The organism is Streptomyces sp. NPDC058697 (assembly GCF_042715345.1).
Taxonomy (GTDB): Bacteria; Actinomycetota; Actinomycetes; order Streptomycetales; family Streptomycetaceae; genus Streptomyces; species Streptomyces liliifuscus.
Genome location: NZ_JBHXSU010000002.1, coordinates 1 through 23970 on the forward strand (window position 1 = coordinate 1; position 23970 = coordinate 23970).

Here is a 23970-nt window from a genome sequence, read left to right on the forward strand (position 1 = left end):
CCCGGACAAAGCGGTGGTCCATCTGGTGTGGGCCGGCACGGACCGCGGCGGTACGTACACCGACCTCCGTATCACCGATCTGTTCTTCACTCTCACTCCCAAGAAGGGAGAGCCGACGTGGACTCCCCAGCCTCGTATCTGACGGACCGTGCCTCCGAGGAGACCTCCGGTCAGGTACTCGGCCTGGTCAACTGGCTCGTCGGAGCCGTCGACTGGCTCTACGACCACTGGTACCTGCTCGCCCTCGCGATCACCATTCTCTGGAGCGTGGGCGAGATGGTGGTGCGGCACTACGCGCAGCGGGCCTCGGCCGAGCGGATGGCCGTGGAGCTCACCCCCACCCGGCACTTCGACCCGGGCATCGAGGAGATCTTCCGCCGCGGGGTGCAGTTGGCGCGTGCCTCGGTGAGCATGCCTTGGTGGGCGCCGCGCCGGTCGAAATCGGTGCAGATCAGGCTGCGCGCGGACGGCTCCAGCCCACTGCGCTACCGCATCGAAGGCCCCGCGGGCGGCGAACGCCTGCTGTCGATCACCCCCTTCGGGCCGAACGTCACCGTCGACCGGGCCCGTCCGATCGTGGACAAGCCACGCGACCACGTGGTGCGGGCCGAGTTCATCCTGCGCGGCAAGCCCATTTCTCCCCTGCGGGAGGTGCCCCTGGAGCCCGACCCGCTGCAGCCCCTGGTCGACGCCGTGTCCGACCTTCGTGCCGAACTGGGCGACCTCGCCGAGGTCCGCCTCGACATCCAGCGCGCCCCCAAGTGGACCCTGCGCGCTCGCCGTCTGCAGCTCATGAGTGCCGCACGCCGCCAGGAGCGCCGGGAGACCCAGCGCGCGGCGCGCTGGGTGCGCCAGGACGCCACCGGGATCGAGGACTCGTTGGCCTGGAATCTGCAGGCGCTGGTCACCGGCAAGGACAGATCAGCCGGGCGACGACTGGTGATGCCGCCCGTGCCGCGCCGGGTGGACCCGGCCGAGGCACTCGGCAAACTCGCCCACGACGACCACCTCGTGCGCGTGCAGTTGCTCGTGATGTGCGCATCCAACATCGAAGGCCGCTCCCAGGCCCGCCTCGCCCAACTCCAGGCAGGTTTCGACGTGTTCGGCGGCCGCTCCCGGTGGGCGATGCGCGGATTCCGGCTGGGCCCGTGGCGGTTCGGTGCCGATCACTGGCCCACCCGGCGCAGCTTCGAGCGGCGCTGGGAGTTGGGGCAATGCCAGCCGCCCCGCGTGAACTGGGTGCGACTGGATGAACTGACCGGACTGCTCAAACCGCCCACCGTCCACTGCCGGCTGCCGCTGCTCGCCGGCGACCTGCCGACCTTCGAGTTCGGGAATCCTGAGCTGCTGCTGCAGGGCATCTACCGGGGACCCGACGGCCGGACGCGTCTGGTCGCCACCCACACCGCCGAGACGCTGTTCGAGTGCGGGGTCGGCAAGGCTGGCGGCGGGAAGACGGAACGCGCCCTGGCGCAGGCGATCGCGTGGGCACACGCCGGCGGCGGGCTCATGTTCGTCGACCCGCATCGCGACTCCTGGCCACGCGCCGCGACCTTCCTCGCCCACGACCACTTGATGCAGAAGATCGCGCTGATCGACCTCAACACGGCGGGGCCCTCCTCGATGCTGAGCTCGTGGAATCCGATCGCCATGCACCACGGGCAGGCTCCGCATGACGTCGTCGAGGCGGTCACCGACGCTTTCGCCTCCATCCTCGGCTGGGACGATGCCGCCGCTCCTCGCGCGCTGACCATCCTCACCTCGGCCCTGGCCGTGCTGGTCGCCGTCAACCAGGCCGCCTGCCAAGCCGGCCGCCCCGAGGACCAGACCACCGTCTTCCAGGTGCGGTCCCTGATCTCCGACCCGAACTTCCGGAGCGCAGCACTGGCCGCCGTGGCGGACCAGCTGGACGAGGACACGAGATCGTGGTGGCGGACGGTGTTTCCCACCTTCCCCCCGGACGCATTCGGGGTCGTCCTTAACCCACTCGCCCGCCTCGCCTCCAACCCTGTCGCCCGCGCCTTTCTCGGCCAGCCGGTCGGCGTCTACAACAGCCGGGCCGCCATGGACAACGGCCTGATCGTGTGGGTGTGCCCGGCCGGGAACGGACCCACCGACCGGCTCCTGACCGCACTCATCGCGCGGGACCTGCTGCGGGCGGTGCGTTCACGGCGGGACACGCCCGAGGATGAACGGCGTCCATTCCGGCTGTACTTCGACGAGCTGATCACCCTGACCGGCGCCGCTCCGGAGACCATCGCGTCGATGTTCGAGGATTTCCGCAAGTTCAGGGTCACGGTGCACGGAATGACCCAGTTGCTGGGCCGTCTGCCCGCCCCCGTGCGGATGTCCTTGACACAGAACGCGTCCACGCTGGCCTCCACAGCAGGATCCAAATCCGCGATCGCCCCGATCACCGCGGAGTGGGGAGACAAACCGAGCGCGGACGAAGTGGCCGCACTCGACCGGTTCGAACACTACATGTCACTCACCATCAGCGGCCGCCGCATCGGACCTGTCCGGATCACCGGCCCGCACCTGGACAAGGTGTTCGCCGACTACGCACGCCCCGGCAAAGTCGGTGCCCTGGAGCGCGCAGCCCGGGTCACCGCCGGGGCCTTGCCACTCGACGAGCTCACTACCACTGCTGCCGCTCAACAGGCCCGCGTCCTCGATTTCCTCACCCAGCGCGCTCCCGCCGCCACGGCAGACGCACGCCTGAACCAGCACACGAACACATACCAATGACCCTCACCGCCGTCGCCGAGCCCACGAAGTCCTGGCTCACGCTCATCCTCATGGAGCCGGTTCGGCATCTGCTCCTGGCCGCGTTCCCGCGGGTGGCGTTGGCCAGGGTCGAGCGTCGCGAAGGGTCTGAGCGATGAGGCCGATCCTGTGGTGCGAACCTCCGCGGTCAGGTGTCGATCTTCTGCATGGGGGCGTAGCGGAGCCGGATCCGCTTGATGGTGTTCTGTGGGCCGAAGGACACGTGGGCGACGGCCGGGATCCCGTTGCCCTCTACTTCGATCACAGTGCCAATGCCGAACCGGGTGTGCTCGACGACATCGCCAACCACCACGGCGTCAACGCGGGGCCCGGGCGCGGGGCCGCGCGCAGCTGCGTGACCGGCACGGTGGTCAATGACGGCCCGGGCGCCCGTCGCGAAGGCGGGCCTGGATGGTTCAGGCACCGTGGCCGTGCCCGACCGCCAGGGGTCGTCCGCCGCTGGCGAGTCGTCGTGCAGGGGCACGGTTCGCCGCGCCGTCGGGGCGGGGCGCTCCCACCACGTGTGGGTTCTGGAAGCTGGTGTTGGCTCGGGTGCTCGATACCGGCCACCCCCGACACAGGTGGACGGGTCCTGCAGTACGGCCATCAGGGCAGCGGCAGTCGGCCGGCGCGCGGGTTCCTTGTGCAGGCAGGCCGCGAGTGCGGTGCGCAGTGTGTCCGGGACCGAGGTGAGGTCTGGCTCGTCGTGCACGACGCGGTGCAGCAGCGCGGGGACGGTGCCGTGTCCGAACGGGCTGGTGCCGGTGGCCGCGTAATACAGCACGGCGCCGAGGGAGAAGACGTCGCTGGCCGGGCCGGTGATCTCACCGTTGGCCTGTTCCGGCGACATGTAGCCGGGTGTGCCGAGGATGCCGCCGATGGTGGTGAGGGAGTCGTCGGTTTCCGCGCGTGCGATCCCGAAGTCGATGACTCGGGGTCCGTCCTTGGTGATCAGGATGTTTGCCGGTTTGAGGTCGCGGTGGATGAGATCTGCGTCGTGGATGGCGGCCAGCGCTTCGGCCAGGCCGGCCGCCAGCGCGGGCAGTTCGGGGGCGGGCAGCGGTCCTTTCCGCCGGACGTGCTCGCCAAGGTCGGGGGCGTCGAGGTACGCGGTGGCGACCCATGGGGTGGCCGCATCCGGGTCGGCTTGGACGACAGGCGCGGTCCAGAAGCCGCCCATGCGGCGGGCGGCGTCCACCTCACGGCGGAAGCGCTCCCGGACGCCGGGGGCGGCGGCCTGGTCGGCCCGGATCGTCTTGATGGCGACCCGGCGGCCGCCGGGCGACCTGCCGAGGTAGACGGTGCCCATGCCGCCGGCTCCCAGACGGCCCAGGACCAGGAAGGGCCCGAACGCGTCGGGATCTGCGGTGCTCACAGCCTGATCCCCTCCCCCGTGGCGTGTGTCGTTGGCCGGATGCGGCGGCCTTTTCAACGTACCTGCCGGAGTGAGGTTGTTGGCACACGTGACGAGCGAAGCCTTCGGACGATAGGGCGACTTCAGCTTTCGAAGGCAGCCTGGCACGTCCCGAGACGTACGGGCGAACTCAAGTATCGCGCAGCACGAGAGCTCAAATCGTTCACAATTATTGACACTATGCGTTTCGGTGCACCAGGATCGCGACAGCCCAATGATCGCCATCGGCGCCTTGCGACCAGGCGTGCCGGACAGGCGACCAACTCGCCCACCAGGGAAAACCGGTGCATCAACCGGATCCACCCATCGGGCGCCCCCCACAGCTCACAGAAGGAGCCTGTCTTGCTGCCCCACCACACCGCACTGCGGCTCGCCGCGCCCGTTGCCGTTCTCGCGCTCACTCTCAGCGCCTGCGGCGGAAGCGACGACACCACCTCAGACTCGAAGAAGACCACCCAGCCCAAGGCCACCGCATCACCGTCCAAGGAGTCGTCCGGAGGCGAACTCGCCACGGGTGAGAGCGCCGCCGGGAAGGTCAAGGAAGAGGACGGCACCGTCACCTACGACATCACCGCGGAGAAGGTGGATCTCGGCACCCAGGCCGAGGCCGCCAAGCTGGTCCAGGACCCGGCGGACGCCAAGGGGATGGCCCTCGCGGTCGCCCACGTGAAGTTCACGCACAAGGCCGGCCCCGCCCTCACAACCGAATCGGACGCAGGCGACGGCACGACGATATGGGCGGACGGCCGGCGCGGTGCGCTGCTCATCGGCGCCTCCGACGATGCGCCCGGCTGCGAGGACCCGTACGACGTCGAGAGTTTCAAGGCAGGCGATTCCCACACGTTCTGTGAGTCGTACCTGGTGCCCGCGAACTCGAAGTCTCTTGAGGTCCACTGGGCGGAAGAGAACGGAGAGCCGTACATCTGGACGTTCCCCAACCAGTAGTCCAGCAGACGCGGAGCGGACCGCCCACAGCCCGCGCCGCCTCGAATCTGCGGCCGCCCACCGGGGAGGCGACCGCAGTCGAAAGAGGCTCCGCCGCAGCACCATCGCCTTGAGTAACCGGGACCCCTCCGACCCTGCGGAGGGGTCCGCCGCCACTTCCGACGCCAGGCCGCCGACCGCGCCTGGTGATGCAGCAAGAGCATCCGACACCGTCGAAGGCAGGGAGATCACAGATGCTTGGCGGAGCGTCCGAGCCGGCCGCCTCACCGGCCCTGGTCAGGATGAACCAGAACTCCCGCCGCTGGAGACAACGATCTCCTGCGTCCCCGAGGACCAGCAGCCCACACTCGAGGGGGCGGGTGAGTACTCCGGCGGTACACAGACTGCCTCGCACAGTGGTGCCGCTACGTTGCCATACAGGCCTCCCCGGCCGACCGCTTCCGATCCGGCAGTGTGTCCAGAGGCGGCCGCCCGGATCCTCGGCCTGCCGCCCGCCGTGGAGCGGCAGCACCTCCAGTGCCGGCCCGTGTCGGAGCCCGCGACCCGTACGTGTACACACGGCGTGCCGACTCCCAGGGGCCAGCAAGCGCCGACACCTCGCTGTACTGCAGGGGTTGACCCGGTGGAGAGGCGGCCAAACGACAGGAGCGAGCAGGCCGGTAGTTGCTGCCCCCGACGGCCGATCTGCGGCAGCGGCTGAGCGCACGCTGCCCAGACGCCGGCGGTGTGACGGGATGGCCTCGACACCGACGAGGAGGAGCAATGACCACCCCAGACGAGTCCCATGAGGCCCCGGACGAGATGTGGTTCGTCACCGAACTCGGTGCGGCTATGCGTCATCTGGAGAACGCGCTCCGGCTCAGCCGGGGCCCGGAGAGGTTCCTCCTCCCGGACGGCACCACTATCAGTGAGGCGCAACTTCGGCTGTGGGTGGACCGGAACATCAGCCGGACACAAGGCCTCCTCGACCGGCTGCAGGTCCTTGAAGAGATCGCTCTCCCGGACGGCACCACTATCAGTGAGGCGCAACTTCGGCTGTGGGTGGACCAGCACACCGACCGGACGCAAGACCTCGTCGACCGGCTGCAGGTCCTCCTTGAAGAGATCGCTGCTCCGCACACCTGACGGCACGCCCTCGCCCCCAGCCGACGGAGTGTTCCGGCACGACCAGGCCCCTTGTGCTGCGCCACCTGCGCATCAGCTCGCACGTGCCCGCGTCACGCCGCACAGCGGCCATCGCAAGTTCACGACGCTGATGCGCCGCTCCGCCCTTGTTCGCGCCAGTGACCGGCGCCTTCCACGTTTCCGCCCGAACCGTAGAACCAGCGCCAGCGGGACGGCAGAGCGTCGAGAACAGGCGAGCAGCGTGAGGCAGAAACACAGGGAACATGTGCTGCCAGGAGCCCGCGGGCGGCGAAAGCGGACCTGGGCCGTTCCCTGTGTCCCGGCCCCTGCGAACGGGTCCTCGGCCACGAAGGCCTCGGGTGACTTCCTGCCCTCCCTGGACGAATCGCCTCGCCGGATACGGCCGCTGCGCCGATCCCCTTCACTGAAGTGGCATCCCCGGAACGGTACTTCGGGTCCAGGCGAGCCCCGCCAGGTGAACGCTGGATCAGCTCCGGTCCGGTGGACTTCCGCACGCCCGACAGCGTGCGGATCCTGTACTGCCCCCAGACCGGGGGCTGGATGAGATAGCCCAACGCCTGCGGGCGGTTTCAAGGAGGGCCTTCCAGCGCCCTCTGCCGCCCGCGGCCGCCAGGCCCGGTTGACGCCGGGCCTCTCGGCCGAACTGCCACCGCGGTCCCAGGGCCCAATCCCTGCTCCCGCGAAGTGCCCGGCCCAGGCCGGACAGATTTCTGGTTCTCACCGAACCCCGAAGCACCCATCAGGGGCTTCGTGTGCCCCGGCGCAGAGGCCCCGGAGTACGGAGGTAATGATGCACGAGGTTGTGGCGTGCCGCCATATCGCCCCTGCGGCCCGCCCGGATGTGGCTGCGACACGATCCCGCAAGGGCGCACCCCGGCACGCATTCGATCTCGTGGCTGACGCCAGCCGCCAGGAGCTCGACACCACCGCCTCGCGTCAGCTGCGCCGCGACAGCGATTTCCTCGCGGCTGTCCGTTTCATGGTCGGAGCCGGATTCCACGCCAAGGCCGGCCGGACGACGTTGCGCCTCGCGGAGGTCTTCGCCCTCCGGATGCGCCGCAGCAAGGACGGCCACTTCCCCTTCAGCATCGAAGCGACCGCACATGAACTCGGCCTCAGACGCCGTGCCGTGCTCAATCACGCCCGCTACCTCCGCGAGCTCGGCCTGCTCGCCTACGTCGAGCACGGCACGAGAACGAACGTCCTGCGCACGCGGCACGGCTCCGCCTGGACCACTGGATATCGCGGCACGGCCACGCTGTTCGCCGCGGTCGCACCACGCGTCTGGGATCAGGCGATGGGCCGCCGCATTGAGGGGACCGGCTACACGGCACGGCAGGTGGGAGTAACCGAGGAGGGGCGGAGGCTGGCTGTCGAAGACGCCCGCCTCTGCGCCCGCAAGGTCTCGTCCCGTCGTTCCTCATGCACCCCTTCTGTAGGGGTTCCCCCAGAAGGACTTTCCCTGAAGACGGTGGGGGGAAATACATACACCCCGCGTACGCGTGCAAAGACCGCCCGACGCACGGCCGTCAACAGGCCGAGGGTGTCTGCGGCCGAATGCGCCCGCGGCGTCAGCATCGCCGAACGTCTGCAGCGCGAGGTGTGGTGGCTGCACCGCGGCTGTGCCCGCCGCCTTGCGTGCGCCCTGCGCCCCCTCACCTCAGCCGGATGGACCTGGCAGAGCCTCGCTGCTGAACCGCTCACCTGGGGTGTTCCCGGGTTTCTGCGCGACCCGGCAGCCTACGTACGCCACGAACTGACCCGCCGCCAGCGCCTCGGTCACCTTCCCCACTTCACCCCATCCGTCGTGGCGGACGACCGGGTCGACGAGGGCGGCACCCGACACACGGACATGCTGCGCCGGCGCGAGGAGGCCCACCACCCGGCCTGGCAGCGCTACTCCGAACAGCTCCGCCCCCAACTGCGCCGGCAACTCGCCGAAGCACGAGCAGCGCGTCCCGTCCGGCAAGTACCTCCCGCCAGCCGCCCGATGTGGCGCGAGCCCGAAGAGGATTTCCTGGCGTCCCTGCCTGATCAGTCATGGGGCAACGCCTTTGCGCCCAGAGAGATTTACGCTGCTCGGGCCTGGGGCCAACGCCCGAGGCCGCCCTCTCGCACGTCGCCTGCTTCTGACCAGGGGTGGCTGGAGGAACTCCGCGATCAGGCACAGGCCGAGAGAGCGTGTGCAGTTCTTCGCGCGGAACTGGAGAACTGGGCAGCCGGACGTGGCTGATCACTCGTTCCGGCAGGAGGGGCTGATTCTGGCGATGAGTCGCAATGTCGTTGTCGTGGTGTGGAACGTCACGCAATTTCCCGTCAGTGGCGTCAACTTCCCCGCTCAAGTCTTCGAGCTTGACGATGGGTGCCTCTGGTTCCCTCGGCTGGGCAATGGGGTGCCGCCGGCCCATGGCGATCTCCGTATCTTGGCGCCATGACGGACGAGGCAGAGCCGAGGCTCTATGTGAACCGCTGGGGCGACACGTCGGGCCAAGCGCTGGGTGGGGGCGGGCACCAAAGGGCAGATGCATGCTCGTGCTTCGACCAGTCCAGGCCGCGCCCGCGGGCCCGGGTCGGGTTCCACACCGAACTGCAGGACACCTCCGCGCCAGGCTGGCAGCACCTGCTGGACCTGGTCGACGAGGCAGAAGCCGACGGACGCGAAGAGTTCCGCCCTCTGATCGAGCTCAGCCCGGAAGAGCGGCGGCAGGTCATCACACTGCCGCGGAGCATCGCCAGGCTGACGGCGGTCAAGCACCTCGTGCTCTACGGCAGCAACCTGGTCCGGATCCCGCCCGAGATCGGGGCCATGGCCAGCCTGGAGGAGTTCACCCCTTACACCTCCTACCGGCTGCACTGGTTCCCCTACGAGATCACCCGCTGCCGGAAGCTGACCCGCAGCACGGTGAGCACGCGCGCGTTGTTCGGCAACTACAAGCTGCGACCACCCTTCCCGAAGCTTCAGCCCGCTCCAGGCTCCGATGCGGACCTCGATCTGGGCGCCATGGATCCCCGGCACTGGGGCGCCACCGCCACCCACAACTGCAGTGTCTGCGACCGCCCGGTCGAGCAGCGTGGACTCCACCAGGTGTGGCTTTCGCTGCGCGTTGCCACTGACGTACTACCCCTGCTCGTCAGCGCCTGTTCATCGGAGTGTGTCGCCGCGCTGCCTGATGGCGCTCGCGACTACATCCCTACACCGCACCGCGGCGGCCGAGTCGACCAGCCGGCATCCGGCTGGGACTGATCAGCCGAATCGCCTCTCCCCCTCCGGCCGCCGGAGAAACGACCACGATGATGTGCCGATGGCTCGAACATCTGGGCGGGGAAGCTGCCGCTGCCGATGGAGAAATACATGTCGGTCGACACGTGGGGCGCGGAGGCCAGGAAGCAATGGCGACCGGGGCTGATTCCCAGCTCGTCAGCGCGGCAGGAAGAGTGGGTCAGCGCCTTCGATGTGGCGTGCGAGGAGGCCGCGGTCGTGGAATGCGTCGTGGAGCACTTCGCCCAGTCGCTGCAGTCCGGTGAGGTCGGTGCTGGTGACGACGAAGGTGCCGGATTCGGATCCGAAGTCGAGGCGGTCGGCGACGTCGGGCATGAGCGACTGGACCAGCGACTGGGCCAGCCCCTCCCAACCGTGGCCGTTTCCTTCGGCATTGTGCTCCTCGAAGATGTCCTCAACGTGTTCCATGTCGCCGTCGAAGAGCATCAGGCAGTGCGAGGTCTGTGGGGCGTCTGCCTCGTCGAGGATGAACGGGGCCAGAGGCGATTGTTCAGTCACCGCGTGATCGTAAGGGGCAGCTCGGACAGTCGACGTCACTGCTGCGCAAGCAGGTCCCATGCGCGTGACCAGGGCGGTGTCTGTGTCGCGTTCGACAGCGCTGGGCTCCGTCCTAGCAGCGCTGTCGAGTTGCGGATCCGCGCTGTCGAGCACGAGCTCACTCTGGCGTCGTGACCGGGGACCGCATGCCTAGCCACTGCTCCGCGTCCCAAGCCTGGAACCGCTCTACCTCGGCGAACCCGAGCTTTGCCGCGAGGTGCATCGAGGCGGTACCGGGCGGTCAGTCCTGCTCGGGCGGGTCGACGGCGAATTCGTAGGCGACTTCCCAGCGCTGGTCAGGGACGATGATGTCAGCCGTCTCGACCGCCCGGCCGTCCCCGTCGTAGTACGTCCGCTCGATGGACAGGACCAGGTCGCCGGCGCCGATCCCGAGCAGGGCAGCCTGCTCCGGGGTGGCGCGGGCCGGCCGGGGCACTTCCATCCACTTTTCGGCGTTGACGCCGATCGAGCGCATCCGCTCGACCACGCCCTGGCCTGCGAACGGGCCCATCTCCGGGAGCAGGATGGGTGTCCCGCCGGTGATGGCCATGGGCTCGAAGCTGACCGCGAGCTGCGCGGGTTTGCCGTCGGCGAGGAATTCGTATCTGGTGCGAACGGTCGGATCACCGGGCTGGATACCCAGACGCCGGGCGATGTCCTGCGGAGCGGGCACGCGGGCCTCGGAGGATGCTTCCCAGGTGCCGGTTCGGCCGATCTCCAGCATGTCGGCGCGGAACGGGGAGCCGCCGCGGCGCTCGCGGTGCCGTGAGCGGATCATCCGGCGCCGCTCGCGCGGCTGGGCCACGTAGGTGCCCGATCCGGCGCGGCCTTCCAGGAGTCCCTCAACGATCAAGCGTTCCACGGCCTTCTGCACCACGTTGGGGCCGACGGCGTACTCCTGGGCGAGTTGAGCGCGCGAGGGCATCTTCGCGCCGGTTTCCCACTCGTCGGCGGCGAGCCGACGGCGCAGGTCGCCTGCGACCACCTGGTGCTGTGGCGGCTCGTCGTGCCCCATAGGCGGACTCCGTACTGGTCGGCTGCTTCGCTGGAGTGCCCGGCTGTGGCTCTCAATTGACAAGTTAATGCATCAGGTACAAGCTGATGCATCAGGTATACATTGCGTGATCATGCACGTACAGGGGAGATCCGTGAGCTCGCCGACAACCAAGGCCACCGCGATCGCCTCCATGCTCACCAGCGCGCTCAGCGCACCCGCGGACAACGACGATCCCGGAGCCGTCCGCGTTGAGGAGACCGACGCCGCCTTACGCATCTGGGCACCGGTCCCGGCCGCGCTCAGCGAAGCCGTCTGCCTTGCCGTGCTGGTGTTCCTGCAAGACACGGCCGACCGCTTCGGGCACACCGTCCCGCGCACCGGCCCCTCCGTCATCTGGGCCGAGATCCAGAAATCCGACACCGGGAGAGCACCGTCGTGACCCGCCCTCTGCGCAAGGGGCCGCTCCCGCGCCTCTCGACTTCCCCACGCCGCGTGAACGCCTCGCAGGACCGGGAGTCCGCGGCATGACCCACCCGACCCCTGTCACTGCCGGGCCGTCAGCGCCGGCCATCGGCACCGCCGAGCCGGGCGCCGCGGTCGCGCTCTACACGACGACCCTCGCCCCCCGGGCCGCCGTCCACACCCTCACGGCCCTGGCCGACGTTGCCACCCGGCAGGGCTGGACCGTCGTGCACCAGGCGTACGACTTGGCGCCGCTGCACGTTCCGGCTCGTCTGCGCACCGGCTGGCGCCGCGTTGCCCAACTCCTGGACAGCGGCGAGGCCGTCGGCCTGATCGTGCCCGCGGAGCGGGAGATTGTCCGCACCCGGAGCGAACGGGCGGCCCTAAGTGCATGGCTGCTGCGCCTGGCCGCCTTCGCCGTGTACCCCCACGCCGGAGATCAGAGGTCTTCGCTCCATCCCGTCGGCGCCAGTGCGCCCATCGACCGCACCTGGGGCCGGACCTACACCCTGACCCGGGCGAGCCTGCGCCGGGTGCGGAACGACTCCCGCATGTTCCTGACCGTGCTGGGATGGCCGGGGGACGTCGCTGTGGCGGCCGAGGTGCTGTCGCGGCTCGCGGAGAACGCCGTCGTTCACGCCGGGACGGCCGGCGGCCCCGAGGCGGAGATGTCCGTACGCCTGTCGATTACCGAGGACGACATGCTGCTCGTCGACGTGACGGACCCGCTCCCGGAGTTCCCGGACAGTCAGGCCGCCATCGCCGGAGAGCGGGGCAGGGGCCTGATGTACGCCCAGCTTCTGGGCGCGAGGGTCACCTGGTCTCTGTCCGGGGACGCTCGCGCGAAGACGGTGCGGGCGTGGCTGCTGCCGTGCAACCCGGATGAGGTGTCACCGTGACCTGCGCGCTGTGCACCGCTGCTGCCAAACGCGACTGTGAGCGTGATGGGCGGACCCGCGCAGATGGCTCTTCCTTGGCGCAAGCGCGGGATCCGCCTGCCGGTTGCCGGTCTTCGAGCTCTCAGCGGCAGGGCCGGAGCCCACGGTCACGAGCCGAGGCGGAAACGGCGGTCTTCCGTCGTGGCCCGGCGCCTGCGAATCCGGCAGCGTTCTGCGACCGCAGGCGGACCCTCCAGAAGCGCGAACCGGACGGCACAAATCGTTCATAATTGTTGACAGTTTGAGGGCCGTTGCATCACGATCGAACCGAAGCAGAGATCGCGCACGTCAGCCTAGAACTCCCGCGACCTGCCTGGTTCCGAGTTGATCGCACACGGCCGCCGCGGCCGCGCTGCCCAAGTCTCCCCACAACAGGACACGGTGCGATGACCTACCCCAACCGGCCGTCCCAGGCCAGGAGCGAGTTCTTACCGCAACGGGTGACCCTCTCCAACGAGGACATGCGGGCCGGGCCCTCCCGCCTGTATCAATCACTGCGCGAGCAGTACGGCCCCGTGGTGCCCATCTATCTGGACCCGGACGGCGGCGAGCACGGCATCCCGGCCTGGCTGGTCATCGGCTACGCGGAACTGGCCGAGGTCTGCAACAACGAGCAGCTGTACAGCCGGGATTCGCGGTACTGGCGCGAGCTCGCCGAAGGCCGGGTCAAGCCGGACTGGTGGCTGCTTCCGCAGATCATCCACCGGGACAACACCCGGTTCGCCGACGCTCCCTACCACCAGCCCCGTCGGGATGCGCTCATCAGGGCGCTGCGGCAGATCGACCTGAAGCAGACAAGGCAACTCGTCGAGACCTACGCCGATCTGCTGATCGACCGGTTCTGCAAGCTCGGATCGGCGGAGCTGATCGCGGAATACGCGAGGCCGCTGCCCCTGCTGGTCCTGGCCCGGCTGTTCGGTCTGCGCGGACCCGCCGAAGAAGCACGTCTGCTCGACACGATCCACCGGATGCTGGCCGGCGGGCGGCAGGCCCAGCGGGCCGACCACGAGATCACCCAGATCCTGACCCAGTTGGTGAGCGACCGACGTGAGACACCCGACGAGGACGTCGCCTCCTGGCTGATCGCCGCCGCCCCCGGCCTGGACAATACGGCCGTGCGGCAGGACCTGTGGCTGATGCTCAACTCCGGCGCGGGAGCGTCCACCGGCCTGATCGCGAACACCCTTGCGGAACTGGCCACCGACCGACGGCTGAGTGGCGCCCTGAACTCCGGCACGGTCACCCTGGACGCCGTCCTGCGGACGACCAAATGGAACAAGCCGCCGGCCGAGAACGTCATGGGGGCGTTCCCGAAGCAGGACGTCGTCCTGGGCGGCCGGCACATTCAGGCGGGCGACATGCTCGTCCTGGGCCTGGGCGGGGCCAACCACGACCCTGCGCTCGGCCAGGGCGCCGACCGTGAGGAGTACACGCGCAGCAACGATTCGAATTTCGCTCACGGCGCCGGAGCGCACAGATGCCCCAACCCGGCCCGCGATCTGGGCGAGCTGATCGCCACCGTGGCCGTGGACCGGCTGTGGGCCCGCTGCCACCACATGGCCCTGGCCGACCCCAAACCCCTGTCATGGGGGCCTTCGTTCGTCGTGCGGGCGCTCACTGCCCTGCACGTCCGCTTCACCCCAGCCGAGCCCGGCGAACGCCGGGCCGAAGTCCCATCCGCCTTCGGAGGCCCGTCATGGCAGTCACCGAGCCACAGCTCAACGACGACAACACCGCCCCTCACGACGTGGGGGTCCCCGCTGCTCTCTTCCGGCTCGACCCCAAATCCCGAGACCTCCTCGGCGACATCCGAGCCCTCCACGCACAGGGGCCGATCGTCCAGGTGGAGCTCCCTGATCAAGTGGTGGCGTGGGCGGTAACCCGGCGCGATGTCGCTGACCTGCTCACGAACCATCCCGACGTGCGCAAGAACCCCAAGCACTGGCGGGCCTACCAGGACGGCCTCATACCCGACACCTGGCCCCTGCTCCAGATCATCGTCACCCCGACCATGCTCATCCAGGACGGTGAGGACCACACCCGGCTGCGCAAGCCGATCCAGAATGCCTTCACCGCGCGCCGGGTCGAGGCGCTGCGCCCGCGCATTGAGCAGCTCGTCCAGGACCTGCTCGACCAGCTCGCCGCCACCGAATCGGGAACCGTGGTGGACCTTCGCAGCGCCTACGCCTTTCCGGTGCCCGTCACGGTGATCTGCGAGCTGTACGGGGTCGACGACCCGACCATGCAACGGCAGTTGGCCATCGACACCGGCCTGCTGCTGAGCAGCCAGACTCCGCCCCAGCAGCGCCTGGGTGCGCAGCGCAGCATCTTCGGCACGATGGCCCAACTGGTCGCGGCCAAGCGCGCGCAGCCGGGAGACGACCTGACCACGGCGCTGATCGCAGAATTCGAGAAGGGAGGCATGGTCCAGGAGGAGCTCATCGGGAGCTTGTTCCTGATGCTGATCGCCGGGCATGAGACCACGCAGAATCTCCTGTCGAACGCGATCAAGTCCCTGGTGGAGCATCCCGAGGAGCTCGCCCGCATCCTGGCCGACCCCACGGGCGAGGATCCGTATCGCGGGGTGGTGGAGGAGTCCCTGCGGTACGACCCGCCGGCCGCCACGACATTCTTCCTCTACCTGGTCCGTGACGTGACGATCGCTGGTGTCACGATGAGCGCAGGGGACGCGGTGCTGATCCACAATGCCGCGATCGGCCGCGACGACCAGCACTTCAGTAACCCCGACGCGTTCCGCCCCACTCGGCCCAACGCCCACCAGCACCGCTCATTCGGCCACGGCCCGCACCACTGCCTGGGCGCGCCGCTCGCCCGGATCGAGGCCCGGATCGCGCTCAAGGCGCTCTTCGAACGGTTCGAGGTCTCCCCCGCGGAGCCGCTGGCCGCGGGGGAGCGGGTCCCGTCACTGTCGAGCAATGCCCCGGCGAGGGTTCCTGTCTACCTGGAAGAGCGGCAGCCCGCCTCGTAGGGGAGCGGGGGCGACGCCCTGACGGCACTCGCGCGCATCGCCACGAGGCCTACGCCATCGGCTGATGGATGAAGCCCATCGAGGAGCCGGTCCTGAGCCCGGTGTGGGGGCCACCCGATCCTTCGGGTGGCCCCCACAGCCGTGTCCCTCGACAGTGGCGACGTTCAGCGTCTCTCGCATCTCTCGGCGCAGCAGAGGGAGGATCTCCTGAAGGTTCTGAAGAAAGTCGACGCCGACAGCGTGGGCGGCGTCTCCCGTGAAGAGATCAAGACTGCTATCAGGACTGAAACAGTGACCATCGAGGAGTTGCTCGCGATCTCCCCCGAGCCGAACGAAGCCGCGCTTCAGGCCCGCAACTCGACGTGAGACTGCGTCTGACTTCGCGGGTTGGTGCGTGTGGCTTTGTATCTCAGTGTGGGCTCTGGTCCACTTCGAGAAGTGGACCAGAGCCTGGGATCCGACACCGCTTGTCGCTCAAGGCCCGAGCCGCTGTCCAGGACACCACGTCGGCCTGACCACGGGGACGCACGATTCACTTCTGAAGACTTCGCACGTCACGCACAAGGGCGTAAACGGCGCTGAGGAAGATGAGGCCACCGACCCCAGGCCAGAGAGCAGATGCTCCCGACTGGTACTCGCGGACCCCGACGATGAGGAGTAGCACGCTGACGAGGACGCCGAAAACAGAGATCAACATGCTGACGCGGATAGTCACACGCTCATCATCAACGATGATCTCGCTCGGCGGGAGCGATCCGGTCTGGTCCGGCCTGTGCAGTGCGTCAACCTGCTGATCCGGAGGGGCCGTGGAAACCGGCAAGTCGCGCCGGCGCCTTCGACGAACCCCCTACGGTCGGCCCATGACTGCTGACCGGAACCGCCAGCGCGCGGCCGTGGACCTGCTGAACGTCTGGACGGGCGACATCTACAACGAGTGGAGCGAGGACTCCGGCGACGGCTATGTGCCGCTCGTGTGGACTGTGGGCGCCGACGGTCATGTCCAGGGTGAACTGACCAGTGAGGAACTGTCGTACGACGATCGAGCAGAGCGCCTCGGAGTGTGGGCCGACTACCTGGGCATCGAGCTGCAGCCCAGCCCGGACGCCGCGGCGGTGCGCGGGATGAGGTCCTACACGCCCGACGGGGCGTGCGGCGTCGTGATCAACGTTTCGTTGATCACTCGGAAACCTGATGTCGTTGTGAGCCCGGAGGTGTGAGCTCGGCTGCGGCAAGTTGGCCGCAGCGTCGCGAGGCGTATGCCAACGACCAGGATGCCGAGACGTCCCTGGTCGCCGTCACCGCCCGCTCCGACCGCTCAAAGTCCGACCAGGACCCGGCCCAATGGCTTCCGCCTGCCCCCGACGACGCGGTGCGCTGCCAGTACGCCGTGGAGTGGGTGGGCACGAAGCTGCGCTGGAGCCTGGCCGCGAACTCACGGCCCTGCGGGACCTCTCGCTCGGCTGTCCGCTTGAGTTCGTGACGTACGAGCCGGCCGGATAGCCCGCGCCCTGCACAGACAGAGCGCGGCCCCGGCTGGACGGGGGAGGCCAGCCGAGGCCGCGAGAGGTTGGGTCCGTGCCGGTTCCGTCACCGCGGCACGGACCCACGCCGAACCTACCCGGCTCCCGTTGGAGCGTCCCGGAGTTCGTGAGCGATGACAGGTGGCGGCGCCGCGCCCCGGAGTGGCCCAATCGGGCGCTCACCAGTTCGGACACTCGAACATGGCTGAGTCCCCAGACCATCACGTGCGATCCGAAGGTGCACCATGCCCATGCACAAGCCACTCGTGGCGCTCACCGGCGCGCTGCTTCTTCTCACCTGCACCACCGGCGGCGTCCAGGCCGCCCCGACCCCACCGGACAAGCCAGGACCGTTCCCGTCGGGCAACTTCAAGATCAAGCAGGGCGACAAGTGCCTGCACACCCTGAACCTCCCCACAGACCCCCCGATCATGTTCGAGTGCCTGGCAGCGGCGGACGGCGGCGATCGCCAAGTATGGCAAGGCATTGACGGTGAGACAGAACCGGATGCATTGATCTCCGTGTTCGCCCGCGATACGCAGAACCGGCTCCTGGACTGCGTGGACAACGCCAACGCCAAGCACAACACGTTCGGCCCGCTGCGCTTCGTGAACTGCATCAAGGACGCTCCGACGGCGGCGAGGTGGTGGTGGAACCCGGGCACAAAGCGGATCACCTACCGGATGAAACTGAAGGACGGCACCACCAAGGTCCTGTACCTCGGACGCGTTTTTGATTCCCCCGTCCTGCTCGACAAGATCCCGGCAAAACCCAGCGAGATCGCCTGGGCCGTAGTGCCCGTATCCGGCTGAGTGCGACTGAGCGCGCGGCCTGGCTGTGACCGCGACTGCATGACGACGGCGCCTGAAGCGATCGGTCGCAGTCATGTGATCCGGCAACCCGACCACAAGTCACTGTGACTGAGCGCTTCAGTTGACCAGTTGAGCCGACGGCGGTTGCCGATCCATGTGGACCTCTGGTGCACAGCCGCAGGAGCTGGCGGGCGAGGTCCGGCCCTGGGGGCTGTCGGTCATGGGGTTCGGCTCCAGGGCCGCAGCCACCACACCAAAGATGGTGAACTACGTTTTACGCCAAGACTTACGCAAGCCTGGCGTATCTCCTATGTTGCACTCAACCGACACCTGTCACGCATCGGCGGCTACGTGCCGCCGAGCAATCGGGCAGCTCTCTGGATGCTCCAGCAGAGGCCCGACGGCAGGGGGGAGGTGAGGGCCGTGGTCGCGGATAGCAAACGCAGTGCCGACTCCACGGACCGGGCGTCACGCCCCAAGCAGTTCGGCATTGCTGTAGCTGCTGGGGTAGTCAGCAAGGCTTTTTGGGCCCTGCTGGTCGTCCTCTTCGGCGGTGATGCCTGAAGGCAGCTAGATGCCTTCTAAGGAGGGGCCGGGTCGCTTGCGGCCGGGCCCCTCTGAGGCTCATACAGGTGCGGATGCTGTGGCACGGGAGCGTCGATCTCAACCGGCCAGTTCGGACGCTTACTGGCCAACTGAAGCCCTCAGTCACAGTCACCTGTGTGGGTGATGACAGCCAGTCAGGTCGGCGGGACGCTCGGCAGAAAGCCAGTCCGATGAGTCAGTCGGCGTCGTGGTGGCCTTGGTGGCGTCCGGCGGATCATGAGGCCATAGGGTCTGACCGTGATTAACCTCCAGGTCCGAGGCGAGAACGGCACGATCGAGGCCCGCGCGAAGCACGGTGTGGTCTGGGGCCCTGAGCTGGCTGGTCTTGATCAGTCAGTGTTTCCAATGCTGGGACACCTGCTGCCGTACGCGGACACCGTTTTCAACCACCGGCAGGTGTCGACTCTGTTGGAGGAGGTGCCGCGGCTGCCGGCAGGCGTGCTGACTGATGAGTTCGCGCGCGAGTTGATCGAGCTGGGTCAGGTAGTTCTCGACGGACAGGGCCTGTACCTGTGGTTCCTCGGGGACTGAGACCGCAGGCCGGCTCAGCCCCGGAGCCATAGCCGGACAGCCGCGGTGGTGACGGTGCCATGGAAGACGTAGGCCCTCTTGTCGTAGCGGGTGGCGACGGCCCGGGAGTTCTTGAGCCGGTTGATCGTCCGCTCGACCTCGTTGCGGCGTTTGTAGATCTCGCTGTCGAAGCCGGTGGGCCGGCCGCCTCCACTGCCGCGGCGTTTGCGGTTGGCGCGTTGGCCCTTCGGTTCGGGGATGGTGTGTTTGATCTGGCGTCTTCGCAGGTAGTGGCGATTGCGGCGTGAGCTGTATGCCTTGTCACCGCCCAAGTGGTCCGGCCGGGTGCGGGGGCGACCGCCCTGGGGTCGGGGTACGCGGATCCGTTCGAGGACCTCGATCATCTGTGGCGCGTCGCCCCACGGACCGGGCGTGACCAGAAAGGCCATCGGCCGGCAGCCACCTTCACCGGCGAGGTGAATCTTGCAGGTCAGGCCGCCCTGAGACCGTCCGAGTCCTTCGTCGGGGCGGTGGTGCCGAGGCGTCGTCCTTTTTTCGGGACACATGGCTTCTTCCTGCGAGCGCCGGCCGCGTGCTGATGGGCTCGGCATGACGTCGAGTCGACGCTGACCATGCTCCAGTCGACCCGGCCCGCGAGGTCGGCGTCGGCCTGGACGGCACACAGGATCCGGTCCCACGTGCCGTCCGCCGACCAACGCCGGTGCCGTTCATAGACGGTCTTCCAGCTGCCGAAACGCTCGGGAAGGTCCCGCCACGGTATGCCTGTCCGGACGGAACAAGATCCCGTTGATCACTCTGCGGTGATCGTTCCACCGTCCCCCACGCAGTCCCGACGCCGGCAAGTGAGGCCCCAGTCGGACCCATTCGGCATTCGTCAGATCACCCCGCCCCATGCCAGACACAACGAGTCAGCAATCCGACAGTCACATGATCCGCCGGACAGAACCTTGGTCAATGCGATCGATGGGGCCGCGGTCTGCTTGCGGGATCGCGTCCTGGACGAAGTCGTGGCGTCGAGTCCGGCTCCGGATCACCCGATGTGATGCTCGATCTGTCGGCGTGACGACGATGAGATGGATGTTGGGCGGGTGGCGGCCAGCAGGTCCGGGACGGTCGGAGCCCGGTGGCGCCTCGGTTGACCCGACGACGAGTCGTTTAGTGAGGGGTGTCCGGGTCAGGATCCTGAGGATCCCGCCTTCGCCATGTGTCGGGGTCGGCGCCTCGCCAGCGCTGTTGCTGTTCCTCGGTTGAATGGTCCACCAGCCAGTCGTGCAGGGCGCTGATGTCCTGGGCCAGTTCAGTTCCTGTGGGCACGAGCATGGAGCGGAACGTTGTGTCATACCACCAGGAGAAAGTGTCTCCGAACAGGCGCGGCACGTAGTCCTCTTGCAGGGCGCCGAACTCGATCGCAAGCCAGAGCCGCTGGAAGAAGTAGATGACCTGGCGGAGGTCGGACATCCCGGTGAAGCCCAACAGTTCCCGCAGTTCCTGGTAGTCCAGGTCCGGGTGCTGCGCGATCTGCTCGGCTGCGGCATGACGTGCGCGCATCAGCTCGGGCCCGTGTAGTTCCCGGTGCAGGTCGAAGGTGACGGTTAATCGGCGCTGGTTGTCGGAGGCCCGGCGGGTCAGGCTGGCGCCTACGAAGACACCGACAAGGCTCGCCACGACGCCGATGATCGATTCCATGACATCCCTCCGCAATCCATAGCACGGCCGGGCCGGCAGGCTTGTTCGCGTTGGCTGGTTTTCCAGGTGAGGCGGCGGGTCATGAGGGTGATGGATGCCCAGGTGATGAGTGTCTCGCTGACCTGTGGGAGGCGTTCGTGGTCCCGGCAGTGCCGTCGGGCCCTCATGATCCACGAAAGCGATTAAAGGCGTGACGTCAACTCGGTCAGTATCGGCTGGAGTTAGGCAAAAGGAGCGTTCAGATCGGCGTCACTGTGACGCTGTTGTGGACGCTTCCAGTCGCCGCCGCCAGGCCCTCGTGCGGCACTTCGACGAGCAGTAGAGCGTCCCGGCCGGATGCTCCACCCCCGGCGTCCACCGCGTCCCGCACGACGGACACTCTGCAGCGTCACGAGCTTCCCGCAAAGCCACCACCCTCGCCCGCACCCGGCGGGCCTGATGCAACTGCCTGGAACGACACACCGCCGAACAGAACCGGACCCTCGGCCCGGCATCCGACCGAAGCCGTTCACCACAAGCCGGGCAGTACCGGGCAGGTACCCGGCCATCACTGTCGGCCACACCACCAGGCTAAGGCTCTCCGGAGATCACTTCAGCGACTTCACAAACGGGCCCTGAGAGGCGTGGGGTATCAGTTGTTCGACCATCTGCGGCGGGAACAGAGAGTGAGTGCTCCGGGGTGACGCGCCGACAGTGGAGTCGGAGGCGGTTTCGTCGCCCCCGATTCGAGCGCTGGGGGTGAAGGCCACGGGCAGACTGGTCAGGGATCGAACGATGATCGATGTGCCCCAGTCCAGGGGCTGTTCGGGGTTCTCCAGGTACGGGGCCCGGCACCGGGACAGGAAATGGTCGATGGCTGTCCTGACGATGACCTTGGCCAGCCGGTCAGCCGGGCACTCGTGCGGGCCTGCGCCGAACGCGGGGTGGGATTCGTTGGTGAGGGTGTAGGAGAGGCGCTCACGGGTGCCGTTGGCCTTCGGGTCGGTGCTGGCGCCGGCCAGGCCCAGGACCCGCATGGCCCCCTGCGGGATCAGGCAGCTGCCCAGGGATACATCCTGGGTTGCGTACCTTCCCATGACATTCTGGACGGGAGGGTTTTCCCAGTTCGTCGAGTTCATGATCTCGCCGACCGAGGCCATGTTGGCGACGAGCAGTTCGTGCAGCGCGGTCTTGCGTACGACCTGTTCCAGCACGTTTGCGATCCAGTTTGTGCAGCCCCCGGCTCCCGCCAGGATGGTGAGCCAGGCCTGGTTGGCCACCTCTGTGTCGCTGAGGGGCTGCCAGTCCGCACCATGGCGATCAACGGGACCGTGGATCAGCCAAGATGTGAGGTCCTTCTCCGGCTGGCGGCGGCGCGCGGCCACCGGGCGCTGGAGGATGGAAATGATCTCGTCATTGGCGCGCTGGGATTCCTCGCCGCCCTCCAGCAGCCGAGGGATGGCCGGCAACAACAACTGCCCGTCCTCGTGCGACAGTCCCATGAGTCTCAGCATGACCAGGAGCGCCAGGGGCGCGGCGTAGTCGGCGACGATGTCGGCCCGCCCGCTCTCGCAGAACTGGTCGATCAGCCGGTCTGCCTCCTGCTCGACGACGCGGCGGGTGAGCTGGCTGTCAGCCTGGCTGAGCCCGGACTCCAGTATGCCGCGCAGCCGCATGTGCTCGGCGCCGCTCATGAACCGGGCATTCTCCCGGTAGGTGACCTGCGGCAGGAGCGGCCAGGCGTCCGATACCCGCCCCTCCTTGAGTTCGCTCCACTGTCGGGAGTCCGGGGTGTACAGGTGCTCGTCGGCGCAGACCTGTTGCAGTTCCTTGCGGCCGATGACGAGGAAAGCGGGGATGCCGCCGTCCAGTTCGATCGGCACGACCGGCCCGTACTCCGTGCGCCACGTCTCGTACAGGCCGCTCAGCTCGTGTTCCATGAGATCGCTGGTAAGCCGTACGCGGTCCAGACGCGCGGGGCAGCCGATCGGAGGCGGGTCAGCAGCACTGTCGCCGGAGCGGCCGTGGGGCGGGTAGGTCATCGCGGCACCTTCTGTGCTTCTGGACCGAGGCCGACGGCCGTTGTGGCCGATCAGGCGTCATGAGGTCCGGGCAGGCCGCACAGGCAGCCAACCTGCGGATGCGACCTCTGATGTGCCCAGATCCTCGCGCACCACTGACCACACCGTCAACGATTGTGAACGAGTCGGCGAAGCCAACTGTCCATCGTGAAAGGCTCGTTGAGCCACGCGCCGCGGAGGACGCTGGACACGACGGGGCTGCCAGAGGCCGCGAAGCTCACGAGCCGTCTCGCCGAAGCCGCATCCCGCGAGCATCGCCAGCCCCTGCGCAGGCCCTGCGCACGGTCTGACACGGAGAGTCCGGCCAATGCCAGCAGCACCAGGCGCTCACGGGTCGAGCCGCCTGAAGGGTCGGGATCGCCGACGGCGGCACGTCCTGCGCTGAGTTGAACGGTCATTCTCAGCCACCTTGGCCGACGCTTCCGGATCGTCCGCTAAACCGACCGCAGCCGCTGATAATGTCCCTGGGTAGACCAGTCATGCACGGCCCGCCACGAGGGGATAGGGAAGCGTGTACCCGCCGATGAGCAGCACCGCACAATCGGCAGCGGAGCGCCCGGGGACCAAGGCATCAGCCTCTTGTGTCCCGTCCGTCACACCGATCCGGGACCTGTGAGCGGCCATGGCCTCTCACCTTGCATCCGGATTCACCGGCCCCCGCCAGCGCCGTACCCCGTGGTGGACCCGGCGGAGGGTCGTCCGCGTGGCCAATCGCCTCGACCTGCGCCCCGATCTCGGGCTGCCGGCGATTCTCGATCGCATCGCCGCTCTGCGCGGCCAGCCGATCGAGGTCGAGTATGCGCTGCTGCCGCGCGCGACCGGCCTGTGCGTATTCGGGGACGGCGTCGACACCCTCTACGTCCACGAGGATGCCGAACCCCTGCACGAAGTCCTGATCACTCTGCACGAGTCGTGGCACCTGATCGAGGACCTGGTAGGGCCCCCGCTGCCGGTTCGGCTGTGGCGCCGCTGGGTGACCCGGCCCCTGACACGGTGGGGGCTGATGAAGGCGACGCCGACGCGCTCCGCGTTCGGTGACCACTCCGTGTTCGAGCTGGACAACCTGCAGGACGTGCTGAAGTCTTTGCCTCCCGAGCTGGTCCAGGACGTCGTAGCCAACGCGCGGCCGGTCAAGATGCGGGGCGAGCACAACCACGGTCGTGACCCCGCCGAGGTGTTCGCCCGGTCGATGCTGCAGAGGCTGGCCCTGGACGACGACGACGCCGGCACCGGGTCGGTCACGGCGTCGCTCGACCACCGCCGCACCGGCATCTGACGCTG

General features: G+C 68.0%; 22 protein-coding genes and 2 pseudogenes. 15 read left to right on the forward strand and 9 right to left on the reverse strand.

Going from position 1 to position 23970, the window contains the following annotated elements:
- Positions 1–117 precede the first annotated feature (117 nt).
- Both ACFWXQ_RS04490 and ACFWXQ_RS04495 read left to right on the forward strand, forming a co-directional pair.
- On the forward strand, positions 118–2748 hold the full coding sequence (locus tag ACFWXQ_RS04490) for an ATP/GTP-binding protein (protein WP_386267531.1): 2631 nt from the start codon (positions 118–120) through the stop codon (positions 2746–2748).
- Positions 2745–2885: a hypothetical protein gene (locus tag ACFWXQ_RS04495; protein ID WP_383940835.1), complete on the forward strand. Its 141-nt coding sequence runs from the start codon at positions 2745–2747 to the stop codon at positions 2883–2885. The genes ACFWXQ_RS04490 and ACFWXQ_RS04495 overlap by 4 nt, the downstream gene beginning before the upstream one ends.
- Positions 2886–2914: 29 nt before the next feature.
- On the opposite strand, the gene ACFWXQ_RS04500 is transcribed toward ACFWXQ_RS04495, so the two are convergent.
- Positions 2915–4141, reverse strand: a complete 1227-nt coding sequence (locus ACFWXQ_RS04500; RefSeq protein ID WP_383940838.1) for a serine/threonine-protein kinase — start codon at positions 4139–4141, stop codon at positions 2915–2917.
- A 384-nt stretch (positions 4142–4525) separates the two neighbouring features.
- On the opposite strand from ACFWXQ_RS04500, the gene ACFWXQ_RS04505 reads away from it, so the two are divergent.
- The 4 genes from ACFWXQ_RS04505 to ACFWXQ_RS04520 all read left to right on the forward strand — a co-directional run bounded on the left by ACFWXQ_RS04505 (position 4526) and on the right by ACFWXQ_RS04520 (position 9515).
- On the forward strand, positions 4526–5125 hold the full coding sequence (locus ACFWXQ_RS04505) for a hypothetical protein (protein ID WP_383940856.1): 600 nt from the start codon (positions 4526–4528) through the stop codon (positions 5123–5125).
- A 762-nt stretch (positions 5126–5887) separates the two neighbouring features.
- Complete coding sequence (locus tag ACFWXQ_RS04510) at positions 5888–6250, forward strand: hypothetical protein (RefSeq protein ID WP_383940841.1); 363 nt, start codon at positions 5888–5890, stop codon at positions 6248–6250.
- A 913-nt stretch (positions 6251–7163) separates the two neighbouring features.
- Positions 7164–8504 carry a hypothetical protein gene (locus ACFWXQ_RS04515; RefSeq protein ID WP_383947893.1) on the forward strand — a complete coding sequence of 447 codons (1341 nt, stop codon included), beginning with the start codon at positions 7164–7166 and terminating at the stop codon, positions 8502–8504.
- A gap of 198 nt (positions 8505–8702) precedes the next feature.
- Entirely contained in the window at positions 8703–9515 is an 813-nt protein-coding gene (locus ACFWXQ_RS04520) for a leucine-rich repeat domain-containing protein (protein WP_383947890.1), read from the forward strand.
- 174 nt (positions 9516–9689) lie between these two features.
- Here ACFWXQ_RS04520 and ACFWXQ_RS04525 read toward each other — a convergent pair whose 3' ends face one another.
- The 3 genes and pseudogenes from ACFWXQ_RS04525 to ACFWXQ_RS04535 form a co-directional block, all read right to left on the reverse strand.
- Positions 9690–10049 carry an Imm51 family immunity protein gene (locus tag ACFWXQ_RS04525; RefSeq protein ID WP_383947887.1) on the reverse strand — a complete coding sequence of 120 codons (360 nt, stop codon included), beginning with the start codon at positions 10047–10049 and terminating at the stop codon, positions 9690–9692.
- A 157-nt stretch (positions 10050–10206) separates the two neighbouring features.
- Positions 10207–10314 (reverse strand): annotated as a pseudogene (locus ACFWXQ_RS04530) (GNAT family N-acetyltransferase); the annotation flags it as partial.
- Between the two features lie 15 nt (positions 10315–10329).
- Positions 10330–11103, reverse strand: a complete 774-nt coding sequence (locus tag ACFWXQ_RS04535) for a GntR family transcriptional regulator (RefSeq protein WP_383947884.1) — start codon at positions 11101–11103, stop codon at positions 10330–10332.
- A gap of 133 nt (positions 11104–11236) precedes the next feature.
- Here ACFWXQ_RS04535 and ACFWXQ_RS04540 point away from each other — a divergent pair, with 133 nt between their 5' ends.
- The 5 genes from ACFWXQ_RS04540 to ACFWXQ_RS04560 all read left to right on the forward strand — a co-directional run bounded on the left by ACFWXQ_RS04540 (position 11237) and on the right by ACFWXQ_RS04560 (position 15840).
- On the forward strand, positions 11237–11524 hold the full coding sequence (locus tag ACFWXQ_RS04540; protein ID WP_383947881.1) for a hypothetical protein: 288 nt from the start codon (positions 11237–11239) through the stop codon (positions 11522–11524).
- A gap of 85 nt (positions 11525–11609) precedes the next feature.
- The gene (locus ACFWXQ_RS04545) at positions 11610–12446 is read left to right on the forward strand and encodes an ATP-binding protein (protein ID WP_383947879.1); all 837 of its coding nucleotides are present in this window, start codon (positions 11610–11612) and stop codon (positions 12444–12446) included.
- A gap of 425 nt (positions 12447–12871) precedes the next feature.
- The gene (locus ACFWXQ_RS04550) at positions 12872–14365 is read left to right on the forward strand and encodes a hypothetical protein (protein ID WP_383947876.1); all 1494 of its coding nucleotides are present in this window, start codon (positions 12872–12874) and stop codon (positions 14363–14365) included.
- 41 nt (positions 14366–14406) lie between these two features.
- Positions 14407–15474: a cytochrome P450 gene (locus ACFWXQ_RS04555; protein WP_383947873.1), complete on the forward strand. Its 1068-nt coding sequence runs from the start codon at positions 14407–14409 to the stop codon at positions 15472–15474.
- A gap of 141 nt (positions 15475–15615) precedes the next feature.
- Positions 15616–15840 carry a hypothetical protein gene (locus tag ACFWXQ_RS04560; RefSeq protein WP_383947870.1) on the forward strand — a complete coding sequence of 75 codons (225 nt, stop codon included), beginning with the start codon at positions 15616–15618 and terminating at the stop codon, positions 15838–15840.
- A 166-nt stretch (positions 15841–16006) separates the two neighbouring features.
- On the opposite strand, the gene ACFWXQ_RS04565 is transcribed toward ACFWXQ_RS04560, so the two are convergent.
- Positions 16007–16294, reverse strand: coding sequence for a hypothetical protein (locus ACFWXQ_RS04565; RefSeq protein WP_383947868.1), 288 nt, complete (start codon positions 16292–16294; stop codon positions 16007–16009).
- A 40-nt stretch (positions 16295–16334) separates the two neighbouring features.
- Here ACFWXQ_RS04565 and ACFWXQ_RS04570 point away from each other — a divergent pair, with 40 nt between their 5' ends.
- From ACFWXQ_RS04570 to ACFWXQ_RS04580, 3 genes are all read left to right on the forward strand, one after another.
- Complete coding sequence (locus tag ACFWXQ_RS04570; RefSeq protein WP_383947865.1) at positions 16335–16691, forward strand: hypothetical protein; 357 nt, start codon at positions 16335–16337, stop codon at positions 16689–16691.
- 548 nt (positions 16692–17239) lie between these two features.
- The gene (locus ACFWXQ_RS04575) at positions 17240–17806 is read left to right on the forward strand and encodes a hypothetical protein (protein ID WP_383947862.1); all 567 of its coding nucleotides are present in this window, start codon (positions 17240–17242) and stop codon (positions 17804–17806) included.
- An 843-nt stretch (positions 17807–18649) separates the two neighbouring features.
- Complete coding sequence (locus ACFWXQ_RS04580) at positions 18650–18943, forward strand: hypothetical protein (RefSeq protein WP_383947860.1); 294 nt, start codon at positions 18650–18652, stop codon at positions 18941–18943.
- Positions 18944–18957: 14 nt separating this feature from the next.
- Here ACFWXQ_RS04580 and ACFWXQ_RS04585 read toward each other — a convergent pair.
- The 4 genes and pseudogenes from ACFWXQ_RS04585 to ACFWXQ_RS04600 form a co-directional block, all read right to left on the reverse strand.
- A pseudogene (locus ACFWXQ_RS04585) lies at positions 18958–19836 on the reverse strand (IS5 family transposase).
- Between the two features lie 262 nt (positions 19837–20098).
- Complete coding sequence (locus tag ACFWXQ_RS04590) at positions 20099–20629, reverse strand: hypothetical protein (protein WP_383947857.1); 531 nt, start codon at positions 20627–20629, stop codon at positions 20099–20101.
- A gap of 238 nt (positions 20630–20867) precedes the next feature.
- A complete protein-coding gene (locus ACFWXQ_RS04595; RefSeq protein ID WP_383947854.1) occupies positions 20868–20999 on the reverse strand; it encodes a hypothetical protein in 132 nt (43 codons plus the stop codon).
- A 217-nt stretch (positions 21000–21216) separates the two neighbouring features.
- On the reverse strand, positions 21217–22491 hold the full coding sequence (locus ACFWXQ_RS04600; RefSeq protein ID WP_383947851.1) for a hypothetical protein: 1275 nt from the start codon (positions 22489–22491) through the stop codon (positions 21217–21219).
- A gap of 901 nt (positions 22492–23392) precedes the next feature.
- On the opposite strand from ACFWXQ_RS04600, the gene ACFWXQ_RS04605 reads away from it, so the two are divergent.
- Positions 23393–23965 carry a hypothetical protein gene (locus ACFWXQ_RS04605; RefSeq protein WP_383947849.1) on the forward strand — a complete coding sequence of 191 codons (573 nt, stop codon included), beginning with the start codon at positions 23393–23395 and terminating at the stop codon, positions 23963–23965.
- Positions 23966–23970 lie beyond the last annotated feature (5 nt).

Excerpts from the sequence above, each read along its gene's own strand:
- ACFWXQ_RS04495 (WP_383940835.1), top strand. The coding sequence starts at position 2,745 with ATGACCCTCACCGCCGTCGCCGAGCCCACGAAGTCCTGGCTCACGCTC.
- ACFWXQ_RS04510 (WP_383940841.1), top strand. The coding sequence starts at position 5,888 with ATGACCACCCCAGACGAGTCCCATGAGGCCCCGGACGAGATGTGGTTC.
- ACFWXQ_RS04520 (WP_383947890.1), top strand. The coding sequence starts at position 8,703 with ATGACGGACGAGGCAGAGCCGAGGCTCTATGTGAACCGCTGGGGCGAC.
- ACFWXQ_RS04535 (WP_383947884.1), bottom strand. The coding sequence starts at position 11,103 with ATGGGGCACGACGAGCCGCCACAGCACCAGGTGGTCGCAGGCGACCTG.
- ACFWXQ_RS04545 (WP_383947879.1), top strand. The coding sequence starts at position 11,610 with ATGACCCACCCGACCCCTGTCACTGCCGGGCCGTCAGCGCCGGCCATC.
- ACFWXQ_RS04550 (WP_383947876.1), top strand. The coding sequence starts at position 12,872 with ATGACCTACCCCAACCGGCCGTCCCAGGCCAGGAGCGAGTTCTTACCG.
- ACFWXQ_RS04570 (WP_383947865.1), top strand. The coding sequence starts at position 16,335 with ATGACTGCTGACCGGAACCGCCAGCGCGCGGCCGTGGACCTGCTGAAC.
- ACFWXQ_RS04575 (WP_383947862.1), top strand. The coding sequence starts at position 17,240 with ATGCCCATGCACAAGCCACTCGTGGCGCTCACCGGCGCGCTGCTTCTT.
- ACFWXQ_RS04590 (WP_383947857.1), bottom strand. The coding sequence starts at position 20,629 with ATGGAATCGATCATCGGCGTCGTGGCGAGCCTTGTCGGTGTCTTCGTA.